Genomic DNA, 13,915 nt, shown 5'->3' with positions numbered 1-13,915 from the left:
CCGCAAAGTCGCTCCATATCTTAATCTAGCAGGTTGAAGCTTCCGCCTGCGCTCTCAATCTTGCGCTTTGCCGATTCAGTAAAGGCCGCAGCCGTCACTTGAAGCGCAACACTCAGTTCACCGTCGCCCAAAATCTTCAACGGGCCATCGTTTTGCGTCACAATTCCCAATTCCATCAGCGAGTCGAGGCTGACCTCTGTGCCCTTGGGCAGTTCAGCCAAGTCTCCTACGTTCACGATGGTGTAGGAAATCCGGTTGATCAGCGGGAAATGCTTCAGCTTCGGAATCCGGCGATAGAGAGGCAACTGCCCACCCTCAAAGCCCGGCCGGGTGCTGCGTCCAGAGCGCGACTTTTGTCCCCGCATTCCGAAGCCGCCGCTTGCACCCTGCCCGGCGGAAATGCCCCGGCCAACCCGGCGACGACGCTTCTGAGAACCCGGTTTTGGAAATGTGTCTGAAAGTCTCATAGTTCGTCAGGAATAGAGTTTTTCAATGGGAACATCGCGTTCTTCTGCTACCTCAGAGAAGGTGCGGAGGGCAGAAAGTGCATTTGCAGCGGCCCTGGCGTTATTGAGCGGGTTACCCGAACCCAACTGCTTCGCCAGAACGTTCTTCACACCCGCCAGTTCCAGCACGGTACGCACGGAACCACCTGCAATTACACCAGTTCCCGGAGCGGCGGGACGAATCATCACCTTCGCGCCGCCGCCTGCGCCATTGGTTGGGTGAGGAATGGAGTCAGACTTAGTCAGGGGAACCTCGACCAAGTGCTTCTTGCCGTCGGCAACGCCTTTCTTCACTGCACCAATTACGTCAGCGGCCTTGCCAACGCCGACCCCAACCTGGCCCCGTTCGTTGCCAACGATCACGATCGCCCGGAAGCTAAGCTTCTTACCCCCCTTAACCACTTTGGTAACGCGGCGGATTTGAACGACACGCTCCTGCCATTCAGTTTCTTTTTCTTTGACGCGACTTGTCTTGGTTTTCTTCGCCATAGCTTGCTTGTCCTGGATAGTGTGCTTGTCCTAGAGATGAATCTGAAAGGCTAGAAGCTTAGACCACCTTCACGAGCGGCATCTGCCAAAGCCTTGACGCGGCCGTGATACAGCTTGCCGCCCCGGTCAAACACGACTTGCGTAATCCCCTTTTCGAGCGATCGCGCTGCAATCAGCTTACCGACTTCTACAGACGCATCGCAGTTCGCACCTGAAGTGAGCTTTTCGCGCAGCGCAGGCTCCAGAGTCGATGCAGCAGCAAGCGTTCGATGCTGCGTGTCATCAATGACCTGGGCATAGATATGCTGATTAGAGCGAAATATAGCCAGACGAGGACGTTCAGAAGTGCCAGAAACTGTCTGGCGGATGCGGACGTGACGACGCTGAGTCGCTTCCTTACGAGTCAGTTTCATAGGTTATTTCTTCCCTGCCTTACCGGCCTTACGTCTGACAACCTCGCCAGCATAGCGAATGCCCTTGCCCTTGTAGGGTTCTGGCGGACGAACTGCGCGAACCTGAGCCGCAATATTACCGACAATTTCCTTATCAATTCCGCTGACTAGAATGTTGGTGTTGTTCTCAACGGCAAATTGAACTCCGTCAGGTGGCTCGATCAAAACTGGATGGCTATAGCCTACAATCAGGTTCAAGCTTCGCCCCTGAATCTGAGCCCGATAACCCACCCCCTGGATTTCAAGCTTGCGCTGAAATCCCTGAGACACGCCCTCCACCATATTGGCAACCAGCGTTCGGCACAAGCCGTGGCGCTGACGGGCAGCGCGGGACTCGTTGCGACGATTCACCGTCAACGTATCGCCCTCCTGCAGAACCTCAACCTCTGGCGGAAGCGTGCGCGAGAGTTCTCCCTTGGGGCCTTTGACAACCAGGGTTTGACCGTCAAGGGTAACGGTCACCTTCTGAGGGACACTAATAGGACGTTTTCCAATGCGAGACATGACAAGTCACTCCTGGACGATCTTGCTGGCTTTCAAGCGATGCGCTTACGACACAAGCGCCACCAGGCAAACACAAAGCAAACACAAATAAAATGAGAGGCTAGATTTAGCTTTGACCCAAGCAGCCATCCGCTCAGACAAAGCTAGATCGAGAAAAATCCTTACCAGACGTAGCAGAGAACTTCCCCTCCCACACCCTGACGACGGGCATCCCGATCCGTCATGATGCCGCTAGAGGTTGAAACAATGGCAATTCCAATGCCACCCAACACGCGAGGCAGATCGCGGCAGTTTGAGTAAACTCGCAGTCCAGGTTTGCTGACCCGCTGTAGCGCATTGATAATTGGACGGCGGCCTTTGCCCTTATATTTCAGAGCAATTACCAGTCGCTTCTGCGCTCCTTCGCCTGTCTCAGAAAACTCGCTGATGAATCCTTCTTCCAAGAGTACACGAGCAATGTTGCGCGTCATCTTGGTAGACGGGACTTCGGTCGTTTGATGCCGGGCGAGATTCGCGTTGCGAATGCGGGTCAGCATGTCTGCAATTGTGTCGTTAGACGCCATAATTTCCTCTTTGTCAGCCTGCCTCAGTTATCGCGAAAGGGCATTCCCAGTTCCTTTAACAGGGCGCGTCCCTCTTCATCTGTGGTTGCCGTGGTGATGATCGAAATGTCCATGCCCCGAATTTGATCAATGTTGTCGTACTCAATTTCGGGGAAAATGAGTTGTTCACGAAGCCCCAGAGTATAGTTACCACGACCATCAAAGCTCTTGGGGCTGATGCCGCGAAAATCTCGAATCCGAGGCAGCACCAGGTTTATAAGGCGATCCAGAAAGGCATACATGCGCTCCGAGCGCAGGGTGACCATGATGCCCACTGGCATTCCTTTACGAATCTTGAAACCGGCGATCGCCTTCTTAGCCCTCGTCACCACTGGCTTTTGTCCAGTGATCACCGCAATCTCTGCCAGGGAAGCCTCCAGCGCTTTTGCATTCTGAGCCGCTTCGCCCATCCCCCGGTTCACGGTCACCTTGACCACCTTGGGAACCTGATGAACGTTTTCGTAGTTAAACTGCTCAACCAGCTTCGGAACTACGGTCTCCTGATAGTAGGTTTTTAACCTGGGACTTGCCATAACACTCTCCTGATATATTCCTGGGCTTGGTCAGGAATGAAACATGAAACGTGAATCTGAAACGCTAGTCGATGATCTCACCGGTCTTCTTCAGCATTCTGACTTTTCGGCCATCCGCATTGAAGGTATAAGAAATTCGGCTCGCAACCTTCTGCTTGGTGGAGTAAGGAAGGACATTGGAGCTATGAATCGGAGCCTCAAAGGTCTGAATCTGACCAGACTCCCCTTCTTGCTGAGGCTTAACATGCTTCGTCCGCACGTTAACGCCTTTGACCACCACCTTGCTGGTTTCAGGATAGACACGCAAGATCTCGCCGACTTTGCCCTTATCGCTTCCTGAAATAACCTGGACGGTGTCGCCCTTCTTCACATGCATTTTGTAGCGCAGCTTGCCCATCACAGCACCTCCGGAGCCAGCGAGACAATCTTAGTAAAGTTCTTATCGCGCAACTCCCGCGCAACCGGGCCAAACACGCGAGTTCCTCTGGGGTTGCCATCGTTGTTGATGATCACGGCGGCATTGTCGTCAAACCGGATGCTCATGCCGCTGTCTCGCCGCAGACCCTTCTTGGTTCGCACAACCACTGCCCGTACCACATCAGACTTCTTGACCGCCATATTCGGAATGGCATCCTTAACCACAGCGATGATCACATCTCCCACACCGGCATAGCGACGGTTGCCACCCAACACTCGAATGCACATCAGCTTGCGAGCACCGCTGTTGTCCGCCACGTTGAGATAAGTTTCCTGTTGAATCATGGTGTCTCTCCTCCGGGGTGGACTAGCTCTCTGAAGTCTGATTTAGGATGTCCACGACGGTCCAACGCTTTGTGCGGCTGAGCGGACGAGTTTCTTGAATCCGAACGCGATCGCCCGTTTTGCACTTGTTTTCTTCGTCGTGAACCTTATAGCGCTTCGTTCGCACCATAATTTTGCGATACTTCGGGTGAGGGGCACGGTTCTCCACCGCGACGACGACCGTCTTTTCCATCTTGTCGCTCACCACGACTCCAACTCGCTCTTTGACTGCCATTGCCCCTTACTCCTTCTCTGCATCCGCTTGTGCAGTTGCCAATTGCCGCTCCCGCTCTACGGTCATCAGTTGCGCTAGCCGATGGCGGACATGTCCAAACTGATGCGTCTTATCCAGTTGCCGCGTCGCCTTTTGGAAGCGCAAGTCAAATAACTGCTTCTTGGCGGCTACAATTTGCTCACTGAGTTCTTGATCGCTGAGATCACGAATCTCTGAAATCTTAGGCAGAGCCATCTCTACGACTCCTCCACTGCTTGCTCTTGTTGTTCCTTAACAATGAACTTGGTCTTGATTGGAAGCTTGTACTGCGCCAGTCGCATCGCCTCACGGGCAGTCTCTTCCGGCACTCCAGCAATCTCAAACAAGATTCGACCCGGCTTTACCACTGCCACCCAAAACTCAGGGTTGCCCTTACCCGAACCCATCCGGGTTTCCGCCGGACGCATGGTAACCGGCTTATCCGGGAAAATACGAATCCAGATCTTGCCACCCCGACGGATGTATCGAGTCATGGCTCGACGGCTAGCCTCAATCTGACGGGAGGTAATCCAGGACGGCTCCATTGCCTGAAGCCCAAAATCACCAAAATCAATATTGTTGCCGCGAGTTGCCCGCCCTTTCATGCGGCCGCGCTGCTGCTTGCGGAATTTAGTTCGTCTTGGACTTAACATGGCTCACTACCTTGAAATTGAAGCTAGGGTCAGGGTGGGGATGGAAGCACTGGTCTGATTCAGCTTTCGCCCTTCAGCCCGCCTTCCCTATCCTTCGTTAGAACGATCCTCAAACTGGCGGCGGCGCTGCTGACGGCGACGGGGCGGCACATTAGGAGCGGCTTCTTGCGTCACTCGTTCCTGCCCAGGAATAATCTCACCTTTGAACACCCACACCTTAATCCCCAAAATGCCGTAGATCGTCTGGGCAGTGGTGTAGGCATAGTCAATATCTGCCCGCAGCGTGTGGAGCGGCACCTTGCCTTCGCGAGTGTATTCCGTACGGGCAATTTCTGCGCCGTTTAGGCGACCACTCACCTGGATTTTGATGCCCTGCACCCCTGATTTCTGAGCGCGGGTAATCGCCTGACGCACAACCCGACGGAACGAAACCCGCTTTTCGAGCTGCTGCTGCACGTATTCAGCAATCAGCGCAGCATCAGCATCCACACGAGCGACCTCAACCACGTTGATCCGAATCTGGCGGCTGGTGTCTCCCAACTCTTTTTGAAGACCCTCGCGCAGCTTTTCGATCCCCGCGCCGCCACGACCCACAACCACGCCAGGGCGGGCCGTCAAAACTTGGAGGTCGATCTGGTCGGCCTTGCGCTCAATGCGAACCTGAGAGATACCTGCACTGCTCAACTCTTTGGCAACATACTTGCGGATTTTGTAGTCCTCTTGCAGCAGCTTGGGATAGCGGCTGGAGTCAGCAAACCAGAGAGAGCGATGCTCCTGGGTGATGCCGAGGCGGAAACCAACTGGATGAATCTTCTGTCCCACAATGCGTCCTCAGAAAAGGCAAGAATTTGAGTGAAGGGTATAAAACAAGGGGCGATCGCCATTCAACACGCTCAAACAGGGTCGTAACTCAGTCTTCAGCACCCGGCGCAACCGCAATCGTGATGTGACAAGTCGGCTTGCGAATTTGATAGGCCCGACCCTGAGCGCGGGGGCGAAACCGCTTCAGCACGGGGCCCTGATCAGCATAGGCAGTCGTCACCACCAGTTCAGCAGGGGCATAGCCCTCGTTATGCTCAGCATTGGCAACGGCAGACCGCAGCACCTTAAGCACCGGATCGCAGGCGCGGTAGGGCATAAATTCCAGGATAATCAGTGCCTCTCGGTAAGAACGCCCCCGGATCTGATCCAGAACCCGACGCACCTTATGGGGCGACATGCGGATATAACGGGCAACAGCTTTTACTTCGTCTGCGGTCGTAACTGCCATGATGATTTCCTCTCAAGTGTCTTGCAGCAAGCTTTTAGAGTTTGAGCAACAGCAAGCACTAAATCCAAGTATCTGTGAACTACTGCGAACGTCCTGAAATAAACCTGACTCAACCTAACGACGAGACTTCTTGTCGCTCTTGGCATGTCCCCGGAAGGTACGAGTCGGCGCAAACTCACCCAACTTGTGTCCCACCATTTGCTCCGTTACATAAACCGGAACATGCTGACGACCGTTATGAACGGCAATCGTATGTCCAATCATCTGAGGCAGAATCGTTGAGGCACGAGACCAGGTTTTGATTACCTGCTTATCGCCCTTCACATTCAACGCTTCAACCTTTTTTAGAAGATGATCGGCCACAAAAGGACCTTTTTTGAGTGAGCGAGACATAACCGACTTACCTCTACCAATTGACCAAACGTGTGATAGTCAACGAACCATAAACCCTGTAAAAAGACTCGGAACCTTAAGACTCGCGACCTCCACGACCGCGCTTGGACGTGCGGCGGCGGCGACGAACAATCAACGCATTACTTGCCTTTTTCTTCTTCCGAGTCTTCATGCCTAAGGCTGGCTTGCCCCAGGGAGTCACAGGGCCAGAACGACCGATCGGCGCACGTCCTTCACCGCCGCCGTGGGGGTGATCGACTGGGTTCATGACGCTGCCGCGAACTTCCGGACGACGGCCCAGCCAACGCTTGCGCCCTGCCTTGCCCAGGCTAATGTTGCGAGACTCGGCATTACCCACTGCACCAATCGTGGCGTAGCACTCGCGGCGAATCATCCGCACCTCTGTGGACGGCAGGCGGAGTGTCACAAAGTCACCCTCTTTCGCTACAATTTGCGCCGAAGCGCCTGCTGCGCGAACAATCTGTCCACCCTTGCCAGGGACTAATTCCACATTGTGAACCGTCGTACCCAGCGGCATACTGCCCAGTGGTAAAGCGTTTCCGACCTCAAAAGGAGAGTCCTCACCCGCGATCACAGTTGTACCGACCGTCAAGCCAGCAGGACAAAGGATGTAGCGCTTCTCGCCATCCTGATAATAAAGAAGCGCAATCCGGGCGTTGCGGTTGGGATCGTACTCGATTGCTGCCACTTTGGCGGGAATGTTTCGCTTGTCGCGGCGGAAGTCAATTACCCGATATAGTCGCTTGTGCCCGCCACCCCGGTGGCGACAGGTGATTACGCCCCGATTGTTGCGTCCCTTGGGACGATGCACCGAGCGAGTCAGGGACTTTTCTGGTTCACTACGAGTGATCTCAGCAAAGTCAGCAACGGAGCGCTCTCGCGTGCCAGGTGTATAAGGTCGGTATGTACGAATGCCCATGGCTTCAATCTCTCAAGGGGATGGCTTTCAGACGTTACACTTCGGGGAACAGGACGATGGAATCACCTGTTGCCAGGGTCACAACTGCCCGCTTGTATTGGGGCTTGTGTCCAGCAAATCGACCGACTCGACGATGCTTCTTCGGGGGCTTGCTGGTGTTCACACCAACCACCTTCACTTCAAACAAAGATTCAATAGCGGCCTTGATCTGCGGCTTTGTTGCGCTGGGAACCACTTCAAAGACGTACTTGTTTTCCTCAAGAAGCTGAGTTGCCTTTTCAGTCACTAGGGGACGGCGAATCAGATCTGCCAGGTTGCGCGAATCAAACTTAGTCACCGTATACCTCCTGCACTTTTTCTAGGGCAGACGCAGTTGCCACGATCTTGTCAGCCGCCAGCAGATCAAAGATGTTGAGATTGCCAGCAGAAATTAGCTTGATGGAGCTGATGTTTCGAGCCGACAGATAAACCATCTCGTCTCGCTCAGAAACAATTAGGAGAGTCGTTTCGTTTTCCCCTACGCCCCAGCGAGTCAACGCCTGCGCCAGTTCCTTGGTTTTGGGACGGGGCAACTCATTTGCGAAATCTTGAACCACAATCAGGTCTTCAGCACGGCTTTGCAGCGCGGTTCTGAGCGCCAAGCGCCGCTCCTTGCGGTTCATCTTAACGGAGTAGTCTCTGGGCTTGGGGCCAAAGATAACGCCGCCGCCACGCCATAGGGGAGAGCGAATCGAACCCGCACGGGCGCGACCTGTGCCCTTTTGCCGCCAAGGCTTGCGTCCACCACCTCTAACCTCAGAACGAGTCTTGGTAGAGGCAGTGCCCTGTCGAGCATTGTTCAACTGGCGCACCAAGGCCCGATGAACGATATGGGGCGCATTGTCTTCGTTAGCGACGCGCAGATCTAGCGAGGCGGTGCCAGCGCTTTCACCCTGCCAATTTTTAACTACACACTCAACCATGGGTCTGTTTCTCCTCGTCGGGGTGCTGGCTCACTGCTCCAATCACCAAAATCGCAAAATCTAAACGCTCAGCAAATTCTTAGTTTGCTTTTCCGACCTGCTTGGCAGGAACAATATTGACCAAGGCACCGGGCTTTCCAGGGATTGCCCCCTTGATCAGGAGCAAGTTGCGATCGCCATCCACCCGCACAATTGTCAGCTTCTTGATCGTGGTTCTCGTGCCACCCAGACGACCTGCCATGCGCTTGCCAGGATAAACCCGACCCGGCGTAGTGCCCGCGCCCGTAGAACCGGGAAGACGGTGGTTCTTGGAACCGTGAGCCATCGGCCCCCGCTTGAAGTTGTGGCGCTTTTGGTAGCCCGCAAAGCCGCGTCCGATGCTCGTTCCAATTACGTCCACCTGTTGCCCTGGCGTAAAGATATCCGCCGTCAATTGCTGCCCTAACTGATAATCAGCAGGGCTGTCGAGCCGATATTCCTTTAAGTGGCGGAGGGGAGACGCTTCAGCTTTTTTGAGGTGTCCGAGTTCAGGCTTGTTCAACGCCTTTTCGGTAACCTCGCCAAAGCCAACCTGGACAGCACTGTAGCCATCCACCTCTGCTGTTTTAATTTGCGTGACTGTGCAGGGGCCAGCCTGGACGACGGTTACAGGAATAGCCTTCCCTGCCTCATCAAAAATCTGGGTCATCCCCAGTTTGGTGCCAAGAATTCCAACAGACACGGTTAATCGTCTCCCTATTTACACGCTGCAAGGGTGCCAGACAAAACTTGCCTTGCAAACTTCATAAGACACCAAGCTGTTTTTGTCGAACACAATCAATCTGCTGTCAGCCCAAAGGCACACAGATTCACAGATGTTCTACAATCTTGCAGACAGACTCACTAGCTCAAATAAATGGCTTCTGCCTGAGTCGCCGGGACTTGAGCAGATAAACCACCCAGTATCCATAAGGGCTTCCGGGCACTATTCCTGCCGGGAAGGCACTCGCAAACACGCACAGCCCGATTTTGGCGACAATTTCAAATTATAAACCAATCAACACAAGCTGTCTAGCAAGTTGCAGACAGAACTTTCAAAGACAATCTGCAAGCTGTGTTAGAGATTTGTGCCTTGTCTAGGATAACGCATAAAATCAGCATCGTGAAAAAATCTTTTACAGGTTTCGCGACCCTTGAAGAAATGAGATGGGCAACAAAGAGATGGGCAAAGTTCAGGGAGTGGAAGCGGCGGGATAGGGACTATGAATATTCGACTCGCTGAAGAATCAGATCTGGCTGAACTGGCGGCGCTGTATCAGCACACCGTCTTGCAGCACGGGCCGCAGCATTACAGCCTGGTTCAAACGCAGACTTGGGCATCCTTTGCCGAAAATCTGGACCTCTTTCGCCACTTTATATTAGACGCGACGACCTATGTGGCGACTGATGAAACCGGAATTGTGGGATTTGCAGGTATCGAGACGAATGGCCACATTCGCTCGACCTATGTGCGGGGCGATCGCCTCCATCAGGGTATCGGGTCTATGCTGCTGCAAGCGCTTTTGGACGACGCAGCCGCGAAACCTGTCACGCGGCTCTATGCAGAAGCCAGCGAGTTTAGCCTGGGGCTGTTTCAGAAATTCGGCTTCCGTCTATACGACACTGAAGCGGTGGATTTTGACGGCGTGGCGTTTACCCGATATTTGGTGGAATATTTGGCGGAAGGGAGCGTAGAGCGATGAGGCAACCAGATGAAACGATTCAAGTTACCATCTTTGACACAACGCTGCGCGACGGTGAACTGGCGCTGACGCAAAAATTTACCCTTGCTCAAAAGCTGCAATTGGCGCTGATGCTGGAGGCAGCGGGTGTAGACGTGATCGAAGTGGGCTATCCGGGCGCGTTTCGCAAAGATAGGGACGACCTGCTGGAGGTGGCAGCCCAGGTCAAGCAGGCAACGATTTGCGGACTTGCCAGCAGTCAGCCGGAAGAAATTGAGGCGGTGGCGGCAGCACTGGAACCCGATCAATGTATTCACGCCGATTCGCGTCCCGTCGGCGGGGGCTGAGTCAGAGGCGATCGCCGCTATTCGGCAGGGGGTGTCTCTAGCCAGACGCTATTGCGAAGAGGTGGAATGGTCTGCGTTTGACGCGACGCGCTGCCCTCTCGACGTGGTGTGTCGCGCGGTGGAAACGGCCATTTGCAGCGGAGCCAGCATCATCACGATTCCCGACAGTATGGGAGTGGCAAGGACATCTGAGTTTGTCGCGCTGGTCAAATCTGTGGGCGATCGCGTTCCGAACATTGACCAGGCAACGCTGGCGGTTCACTGTCACAATGACCTGGGGCTGGCGGACGAAAACTCCCTGGCGGCCCTGACGGTCGGCGTGCGCCAGGTGGAATGTTCGGTGAATGGGCTGGGAGCGCGGGCAGGCAACGCCGATCTAGAAGCTATCGTAGCGGCGATCGCCTCCCATCCCAAGTTTCACACCAGGGTTCAAGCGGCTCACCTGCCAGCCTTGTCAGCGCAAGTTGCAGCTTTGGCGCAATCGCGGCCGCCGAAAGCACGATTGGAAGCGTGATTGGAATAGCGATTGGAATAGCGATCTAGGCGCGGATCTCATCCGCGAAGCTAGCCCAGCGCACAAAGTGAAACGGCCCCGCGACGGAACCCCAGATATGCTCGTCTGTTTCGGGATCGCGGCCCCGGTCGAGGCTGATAAAGATTTGGTCGTCGATTTCAAACTCGCTGTCTAGATAGGTTTCCTTGCCACGACGAGTCACCATGCAGCCTTTGCCAGGTTCCACCTTGCCGCGAAAGCTGTGCCCTGTCCATTCCACAATCATGTTGCAGCCTGGTAGTTTTTCTAGGCGATCGCCCGTCAGCTTGCTCAACTGAGTCAGGTCGCGAGATGCACCGTAAAACTCTGTCTCGTCCTTGACGGTGTAGTTTTCAATCTCGATATGGTCGCCTGCGTTCACTAGCTTCAGCACCCGCAGCCGATAGGGATCGTTTAGCGCATAGTCGTAGGCTTGCTCCACAAACAGGCTAATGCCCGACAGCAGTTCCACGGGCAGCGGCCGCATACAGACCCGGATATGGGCAAAAAAGGGCGGGTTCTCGAAGGCTTGCTCTTGGTTGCTAAAGTCGGCAGCCATCCAGCGGGCCAGGGCGGTGAGGTCGGTCGAATGAGTCATGGGCGATCGCATTTTGAAGCATTGCAATTTATTGTAAGGGAACAAGGGGCAGGGATTTAGGACTGGTTCTGTAGCTCTGGCGGTCAGGGAGCAAGGGGTCGGCGCAGCCGCAGAATTCCAGAATTCCGACCGACCAAATTCCGCCTTAGAGTATTGAGTAAATAGAGGATTGAGTAAACGTTAGACAGGATGGGGGTTGGAATGAGTGCGGGGCTTGATTCAACTCAGGTTTCAATTGGCGACCAAGTGACGGCAGCCCGCAGCAGTGTCGTAGTATACGATGCCTCGGAGTGGGGGCGCATTGTGGTGTCGGATGGCGATCGCCTGCGATTTTTGCACAATCAGACGACGAACACCTTCCAGACCCGCCAGCCGGGAGAGGGCTGCGATACCGTGTTTGTCACCTCGACGGGGCGGACAATCGATCTGGCAACAGCCTACGTGCAAGATGATTCCGTGCTGCTGCTGGTGTCGCCTGCCCGCCGCGAGTTTTTGATGGATTGGCTAGATCGGTTTATTTTCTTTGCTGACAAGGTGAAGCTGGCGGACGTGACCGCAGAGACTACCGCACTGATGCTGATTGGTCCAGAGAGCGATCGCCTGATTGAAGCGCTGGGAGCGGGCGATCGCGCGGGACAGCCCTACGGTAGCCATGCCCTCTATCCCATCGCAGGGGCAGAGGTGCGGGTGGCGGTAGGCAGCGGGTTGGGGCTACCAGGCTACACGCTTATGGCTCCAGTCGCAGCAGCAGAGTCTCTCCGAGCAGCGCTACAGGCGGCAGGCGCGACGCAGATAAAAGCGGCTGCCTGGGAGCGACTGCGAATCGAGCAGGGACGACCGATGCCCGACCACGAACTGACGGAAGACTACAACCCGCTAGAAGCAGGACTCTGGCACACCATTTCGCTGAATAAAGGCTGCTATATCGGGCAGGAAACCATCGCCCGCCTGCACACCTATCGCGGGGTCAAGCAGCAATTATGGGGCGTACAATTCAGTGCCGCCGCGCCGCAGGAGACGGTGCTAACCTCCGGCGAAGATAAAGTGGGGCATGTGACTAGCGTGGTAGAAACCGAGTCGGGGGCGCTAGGGCTGGCCTACATCCGCACGAAGGCAATCGAGGCAGGGTTAGGGACAGTGCAAGCGGGCAATGTAGTGGGGACACTGGTTCCGCTGCCTTTCCTCAGCCACGAGTACCCATAGTTCAGCGGACATAGAAAGGTTTGAGGGTATTAGCCAACAGGCCCCCTTTCGTAACACTTAACTGCACCACTTAGCTGCCTAAGAGGAGCTATTCTGCTCCCGGCGCTTGCTTGGGAACCGTAACAGTTGGCAACGCTGCCTGATCCTCGGGTGCATTGGATGCCGCTGCGGCCTCAACCTGGGGCGTGGCCCGTTCCGCCAGCTTGCCAAAATCCTGGAGTCCCTTTACCGAAAATTCGGACTCCGGTTTTTCGACCTTGGTTGCCGGAGCCGCCAGAGCAAGCTGAACGCCGTTAAACAAGTTATTCAGCGCCGCTTGCAGCACCAGGCCCGCATCCAGCGCCACCCAGCCCTGCGGGGTCAGCTCGCGGAACTCGAAGTGGAGGTGCGGCCCGGTGGATAGGCCCGTGCTGCCAACCCGGCCAATCACTTCGCCCTGCTCGACCGTTTGCCCCGCCCGGACGAAGAGTTCCGACATGTGGGCGTAGAGCGTCTGCTCACGACCGTTGTTGTGATTCAGCACAACCGTCAGGCCGTAGCCGCGCAAATAGTCAGCCGTTTCCACGCGCCCCGAAAAGGCAGCCAGCACCGGAGTTCCCGTCGGGGCGGCCAGGTCGGTGCCATAGTGGAAGCGTGCATCTCCCGTGACCGGATGCACCCGCCAGCCAAAGGCTGAGGAAATGGCGGCAGGAATAGACAACGGGAACATCAGGCTGGTGTTGCCATTGCCGCGCAGCGCCAGAGGGCGAATCGTGCGGTTGTAGAAGGATTGCAGCGAGGCAACCGACAGGCTGAGGGCACGACCGCCGCCCGTGGGGGCACTGGCTGCCACAGTTCCAGGGACACTCCCAGGGGCGATCGCCTCTGTGCCCGCAATCGGCTTGCCCGTCTCTGGGTCAATTTGGACAGTTGTGACCCCGCTTGCACCCACACCAGGAGCGCACACGCTGTTGGGTACGCCTGCGCCGGGTTGTAGCACAACCTGGCAGCCCGTAGACCGCTCTGAGAGAACGACGGGCGCTTGTCCACTGCGGGTCGAACCAAGGTCGTATTGCGGCGTGTCGTCGATGTAAACGTTGGTGTAATCCTGCGGGTTGAGGGAGGGCTGGTTCGCCGCAGGCCGGCCCTCGGCGCTAGCGGGCGATTCGCTGCTAGCATCGCTTGTGCCAGTGGCGCG

At 55.5% G+C, this 13,915-nt stretch carries 24 protein-coding genes; 4 read left to right on the top strand and 20 right to left on the bottom strand.

The window, feature by feature from the left end; translation table 11 throughout:
• Positions 1-20: 20 nt before the first annotated feature.
• The 18 genes from rplO to rplC form a co-directional block, all read right to left on the bottom strand.
• A complete protein-coding gene (gene rplO / locus IGS51_RS17740; protein WP_297080130.1) occupies positions 21-467 on the bottom strand; it encodes a 50S ribosomal protein L15 in 447 nt (148 codons plus the stop codon).
• Between the two features lie 6 nt (positions 468-473).
• On the bottom strand, positions 474-995 hold the full coding sequence (gene rpsE, locus IGS51_RS17735; protein WP_172358432.1) for a 30S ribosomal protein S5: 522 nt from the start codon (positions 993-995) through the stop codon (positions 474-476).
• Positions 996-1,045: 50 nt separating this feature from the next.
• Positions 1,046-1,408 carry a 50S ribosomal protein L18 gene (gene rplR, locus IGS51_RS17730; RefSeq protein WP_172358433.1) on the bottom strand — a complete coding sequence of 121 codons (363 nt, stop codon included), beginning with the start codon at positions 1,406-1,408 and terminating at the stop codon, positions 1,046-1,048.
• Positions 1,409-1,411: 3 nt separating this feature from the next.
• Complete coding sequence (gene rplF / locus IGS51_RS17725; RefSeq protein ID WP_297080129.1) at positions 1,412-1,951, bottom strand: 50S ribosomal protein L6; 540 nt, start codon at positions 1,949-1,951, stop codon at positions 1,412-1,414.
• Between the two features lie 161 nt (positions 1,952-2,112).
• Positions 2,113-2,514, bottom strand: a complete 402-nt coding sequence (rpsH, locus tag IGS51_RS17720; RefSeq protein ID WP_068510063.1) for a 30S ribosomal protein S8 — start codon at positions 2,512-2,514, stop codon at positions 2,113-2,115.
• A 23-nt stretch (positions 2,515-2,537) separates the two neighbouring features.
• Positions 2,538-3,086, bottom strand: coding sequence for a 50S ribosomal protein L5 (rplE, locus tag IGS51_RS17715; RefSeq protein WP_068510065.1), 549 nt, complete (start codon positions 3,084-3,086; stop codon positions 2,538-2,540).
• 64 nt (positions 3,087-3,150) lie between these two features.
• Positions 3,151-3,483 carry a 50S ribosomal protein L24 gene (gene rplX, locus IGS51_RS17710; protein WP_068510066.1) on the bottom strand — a complete coding sequence of 111 codons (333 nt, stop codon included), beginning with the start codon at positions 3,481-3,483 and terminating at the stop codon, positions 3,151-3,153.
• Positions 3,483-3,848 carry a 50S ribosomal protein L14 gene (rplN, locus tag IGS51_RS17705; RefSeq protein WP_068510068.1) on the bottom strand — a complete coding sequence of 122 codons (366 nt, stop codon included), beginning with the start codon at positions 3,846-3,848 and terminating at the stop codon, positions 3,483-3,485. Before rplN ends, rplX begins: the two co-directional genes overlap by 1 nt.
• Before the next feature lie 22 nt (positions 3,849-3,870).
• Positions 3,871-4,122 (bottom strand): 30S ribosomal protein S17, encoded by a 252-nt coding sequence (gene rpsQ, locus IGS51_RS17700; protein WP_277772177.1) that lies wholly within the window; start codon positions 4,120-4,122, stop codon positions 3,871-3,873.
• 6 nt (positions 4,123-4,128) lie between these two features.
• Positions 4,129-4,356, bottom strand: a complete 228-nt coding sequence (rpmC, locus tag IGS51_RS17695; RefSeq protein WP_297080128.1) for a 50S ribosomal protein L29 — start codon at positions 4,354-4,356, stop codon at positions 4,129-4,131.
• 2 nt (positions 4,357-4,358) lie between these two features.
• Positions 4,359-4,793, bottom strand: coding sequence for a 50S ribosomal protein L16 (gene rplP, locus IGS51_RS17690; RefSeq protein WP_068510074.1), 435 nt, complete (start codon positions 4,791-4,793; stop codon positions 4,359-4,361).
• Between the two features lie 87 nt (positions 4,794-4,880).
• Positions 4,881-5,615 carry a 30S ribosomal protein S3 gene (gene rpsC / locus IGS51_RS17685; protein ID WP_297080127.1) on the bottom strand — a complete coding sequence of 245 codons (735 nt, stop codon included), beginning with the start codon at positions 5,613-5,615 and terminating at the stop codon, positions 4,881-4,883.
• A gap of 88 nt (positions 5,616-5,703) precedes the next feature.
• Entirely contained in the window at positions 5,704-6,063 is a 360-nt protein-coding gene (gene rplV / locus IGS51_RS17680) for a 50S ribosomal protein L22 (RefSeq protein WP_297080126.1), read from the bottom strand.
• 114 nt (positions 6,064-6,177) lie between these two features.
• Positions 6,178-6,456: a 30S ribosomal protein S19 gene (gene rpsS / locus IGS51_RS17675; protein WP_068510079.1), complete on the bottom strand. Its 279-nt coding sequence runs from the start codon at positions 6,454-6,456 to the stop codon at positions 6,178-6,180.
• 76 nt (positions 6,457-6,532) lie between these two features.
• Positions 6,533-7,396, bottom strand: a complete 864-nt coding sequence (rplB, locus tag IGS51_RS17670; RefSeq protein ID WP_297080125.1) for a 50S ribosomal protein L2 — start codon at positions 7,394-7,396, stop codon at positions 6,533-6,535.
• 34 nt (positions 7,397-7,430) lie between these two features.
• Positions 7,431-7,733 carry a 50S ribosomal protein L23 gene (locus IGS51_RS17665; protein WP_068510083.1) on the bottom strand — a complete coding sequence of 101 codons (303 nt, stop codon included), beginning with the start codon at positions 7,731-7,733 and terminating at the stop codon, positions 7,431-7,433.
• Positions 7,726-8,358, bottom strand: a complete 633-nt coding sequence (gene rplD / locus IGS51_RS17660; RefSeq protein WP_297080124.1) for a 50S ribosomal protein L4 — start codon at positions 8,356-8,358, stop codon at positions 7,726-7,728. Before rplD ends, IGS51_RS17665 begins: the two co-directional genes overlap by 8 nt.
• Before the next feature lie 79 nt (positions 8,359-8,437).
• Positions 8,438-9,079, bottom strand: a complete 642-nt coding sequence (gene rplC / locus IGS51_RS17655) for a 50S ribosomal protein L3 (protein WP_297080123.1) — start codon at positions 9,077-9,079, stop codon at positions 8,438-8,440.
• A gap of 520 nt (positions 9,080-9,599) precedes the next feature.
• On the opposite strand from rplC, the gene IGS51_RS17650 reads away from it, so the two are divergent.
• Genes IGS51_RS17650 through IGS51_RS17640 form a run of 3 tightly spaced genes read left to right on the top strand, consistent with a single transcriptional unit; the run spans position 9,600 to position 10,919 of the window.
• Positions 9,600-10,079: a GNAT family N-acetyltransferase gene (locus IGS51_RS17650; protein WP_297080122.1), complete on the top strand. Its 480-nt coding sequence runs from the start codon at positions 9,600-9,602 to the stop codon at positions 10,077-10,079.
• Positions 10,076-10,405, top strand: a complete 330-nt coding sequence (locus IGS51_RS17645) for a hypothetical protein (RefSeq protein ID WP_297080121.1) — start codon at positions 10,076-10,078, stop codon at positions 10,403-10,405. The genes IGS51_RS17650 and IGS51_RS17645 overlap by 4 nt, the downstream gene beginning before the upstream one ends.
• Positions 10,332-10,919, top strand: coding sequence for a hypothetical protein (locus IGS51_RS17640; RefSeq protein WP_297080120.1), 588 nt, complete (start codon positions 10,332-10,334; stop codon positions 10,917-10,919). The genes IGS51_RS17645 and IGS51_RS17640 overlap by 74 nt, the downstream gene beginning before the upstream one ends.
• Before the next feature lie 25 nt (positions 10,920-10,944).
• On the opposite strand, the gene IGS51_RS17635 is transcribed toward IGS51_RS17640, so the two are convergent.
• Positions 10,945-11,535 carry a chromophore lyase CpcT/CpeT gene (locus IGS51_RS17635; RefSeq protein WP_172358445.1) on the bottom strand — a complete coding sequence of 197 codons (591 nt, stop codon included), beginning with the start codon at positions 11,533-11,535 and terminating at the stop codon, positions 10,945-10,947.
• A gap of 201 nt (positions 11,536-11,736) precedes the next feature.
• Between IGS51_RS17635 and IGS51_RS17630 the strand changes: the two genes are divergently transcribed.
• On the top strand, positions 11,737-12,738 hold the full coding sequence (locus tag IGS51_RS17630; protein WP_297080119.1) for a folate-binding protein: 1,002 nt from the start codon (positions 11,737-11,739) through the stop codon (positions 12,736-12,738).
• 88 nt (positions 12,739-12,826) lie between these two features.
• On the opposite strand, the gene IGS51_RS17625 is transcribed toward IGS51_RS17630, so the two are convergent.
• A partial coding sequence (locus IGS51_RS17625; protein ID WP_297080118.1) for a M23 family metallopeptidase occupies positions 12,827-13,915 on the bottom strand: 1,089 nt, incomplete at its 5' end.

Source organism: Thermoleptolyngbya sp. M55_K2018_002, assembly GCF_015295965.1.
GTDB classification, from domain to species: domain Bacteria; phylum Cyanobacteriota; class Cyanobacteriia; order Elainellales; family Elainellaceae; genus Thermoleptolyngbya; species Thermoleptolyngbya sichuanensis.
The sequence above is the reverse complement of the archived record's forward strand: the minus strand, read 5'-3'. Positions and strand labels throughout refer to the sequence as shown.

Coding starts and splice junctions, on each gene's coding strand:
- rplO (WP_297080130.1), bottom strand. CDS start 467: ATGAGACTTTCAGACACATTTCCAAAACCGGGTTCTCAGAAGCGTCGT.
- rpsE (WP_172358432.1), bottom strand. CDS start 995: ATGGCGAAGAAAACCAAGACAAGTCGCGTCAAAGAAAAAGAAACTGAA.
- rplR (WP_172358433.1), bottom strand. CDS start 1,408: ATGAAACTGACTCGTAAGGAAGCGACTCAGCGTCGTCACGTCCGCATC.
- rplF (WP_297080129.1), bottom strand. CDS start 1,951: ATGTCTCGCATTGGAAAACGTCCTATTAGTGTCCCTCAGAAGGTGACC.
- rpsH (WP_068510063.1), bottom strand. CDS start 2,514: ATGGCGTCTAACGACACAATTGCAGACATGCTGACCCGCATTCGCAAC.
- rplE (WP_068510065.1), bottom strand. CDS start 3,086: ATGGCAAGTCCCAGGTTAAAAACCTACTATCAGGAGACCGTAGTTCCG.
- rplX (WP_068510066.1), bottom strand. CDS start 3,483: ATGGGCAAGCTGCGCTACAAAATGCATGTGAAGAAGGGCGACACCGTC.
- rplN (WP_068510068.1), bottom strand. CDS start 3,848: ATGATTCAACAGGAAACTTATCTCAACGTGGCGGACAACAGCGGTGCT.
- rpsQ (WP_277772177.1), bottom strand. CDS start 4,122: ATGGCAGTCAAAGAGCGAGTTGGAGTCGTGGTGAGCGACAAGATGGAA.
- rpmC (WP_297080128.1), bottom strand. CDS start 4,356: ATGGCTCTGCCTAAGATTTCAGAGATTCGTGATCTCAGCGATCAAGAA.
- rplP (WP_068510074.1), bottom strand. CDS start 4,793: ATGTTAAGTCCAAGACGAACTAAATTCCGCAAGCAGCAGCGCGGCCGC.
- rplV (WP_297080126.1), bottom strand. CDS start 6,063: ATGGCAGTTACGACCGCAGACGAAGTAAAAGCTGTTGCCCGTTATATC.
- rpsS (WP_068510079.1), bottom strand. CDS start 6,456: ATGTCTCGCTCACTCAAAAAAGGTCCTTTTGTGGCCGATCATCTTCTA.
- rplB (WP_297080125.1), bottom strand. CDS start 7,396: ATGGGCATTCGTACATACCGACCTTATACACCTGGCACGCGAGAGCGC.
- rplD (WP_297080124.1), bottom strand. CDS start 8,358: ATGGTTGAGTGTGTAGTTAAAAATTGGCAGGGTGAAAGCGCTGGCACC.
- IGS51_RS17650 (WP_297080122.1), top strand. CDS start 9,600: ATGAATATTCGACTCGCTGAAGAATCAGATCTGGCTGAACTGGCGGCG.
- IGS51_RS17645 (WP_297080121.1), top strand. CDS start 10,076: ATGAGGCAACCAGATGAAACGATTCAAGTTACCATCTTTGACACAACG.
- IGS51_RS17635 (WP_172358445.1), bottom strand. CDS start 11,535: ATGACTCATTCGACCGACCTCACCGCCCTGGCCCGCTGGATGGCTGCC.
- IGS51_RS17630 (WP_297080119.1), top strand. CDS start 11,737: ATGAGTGCGGGGCTTGATTCAACTCAGGTTTCAATTGGCGACCAAGTG.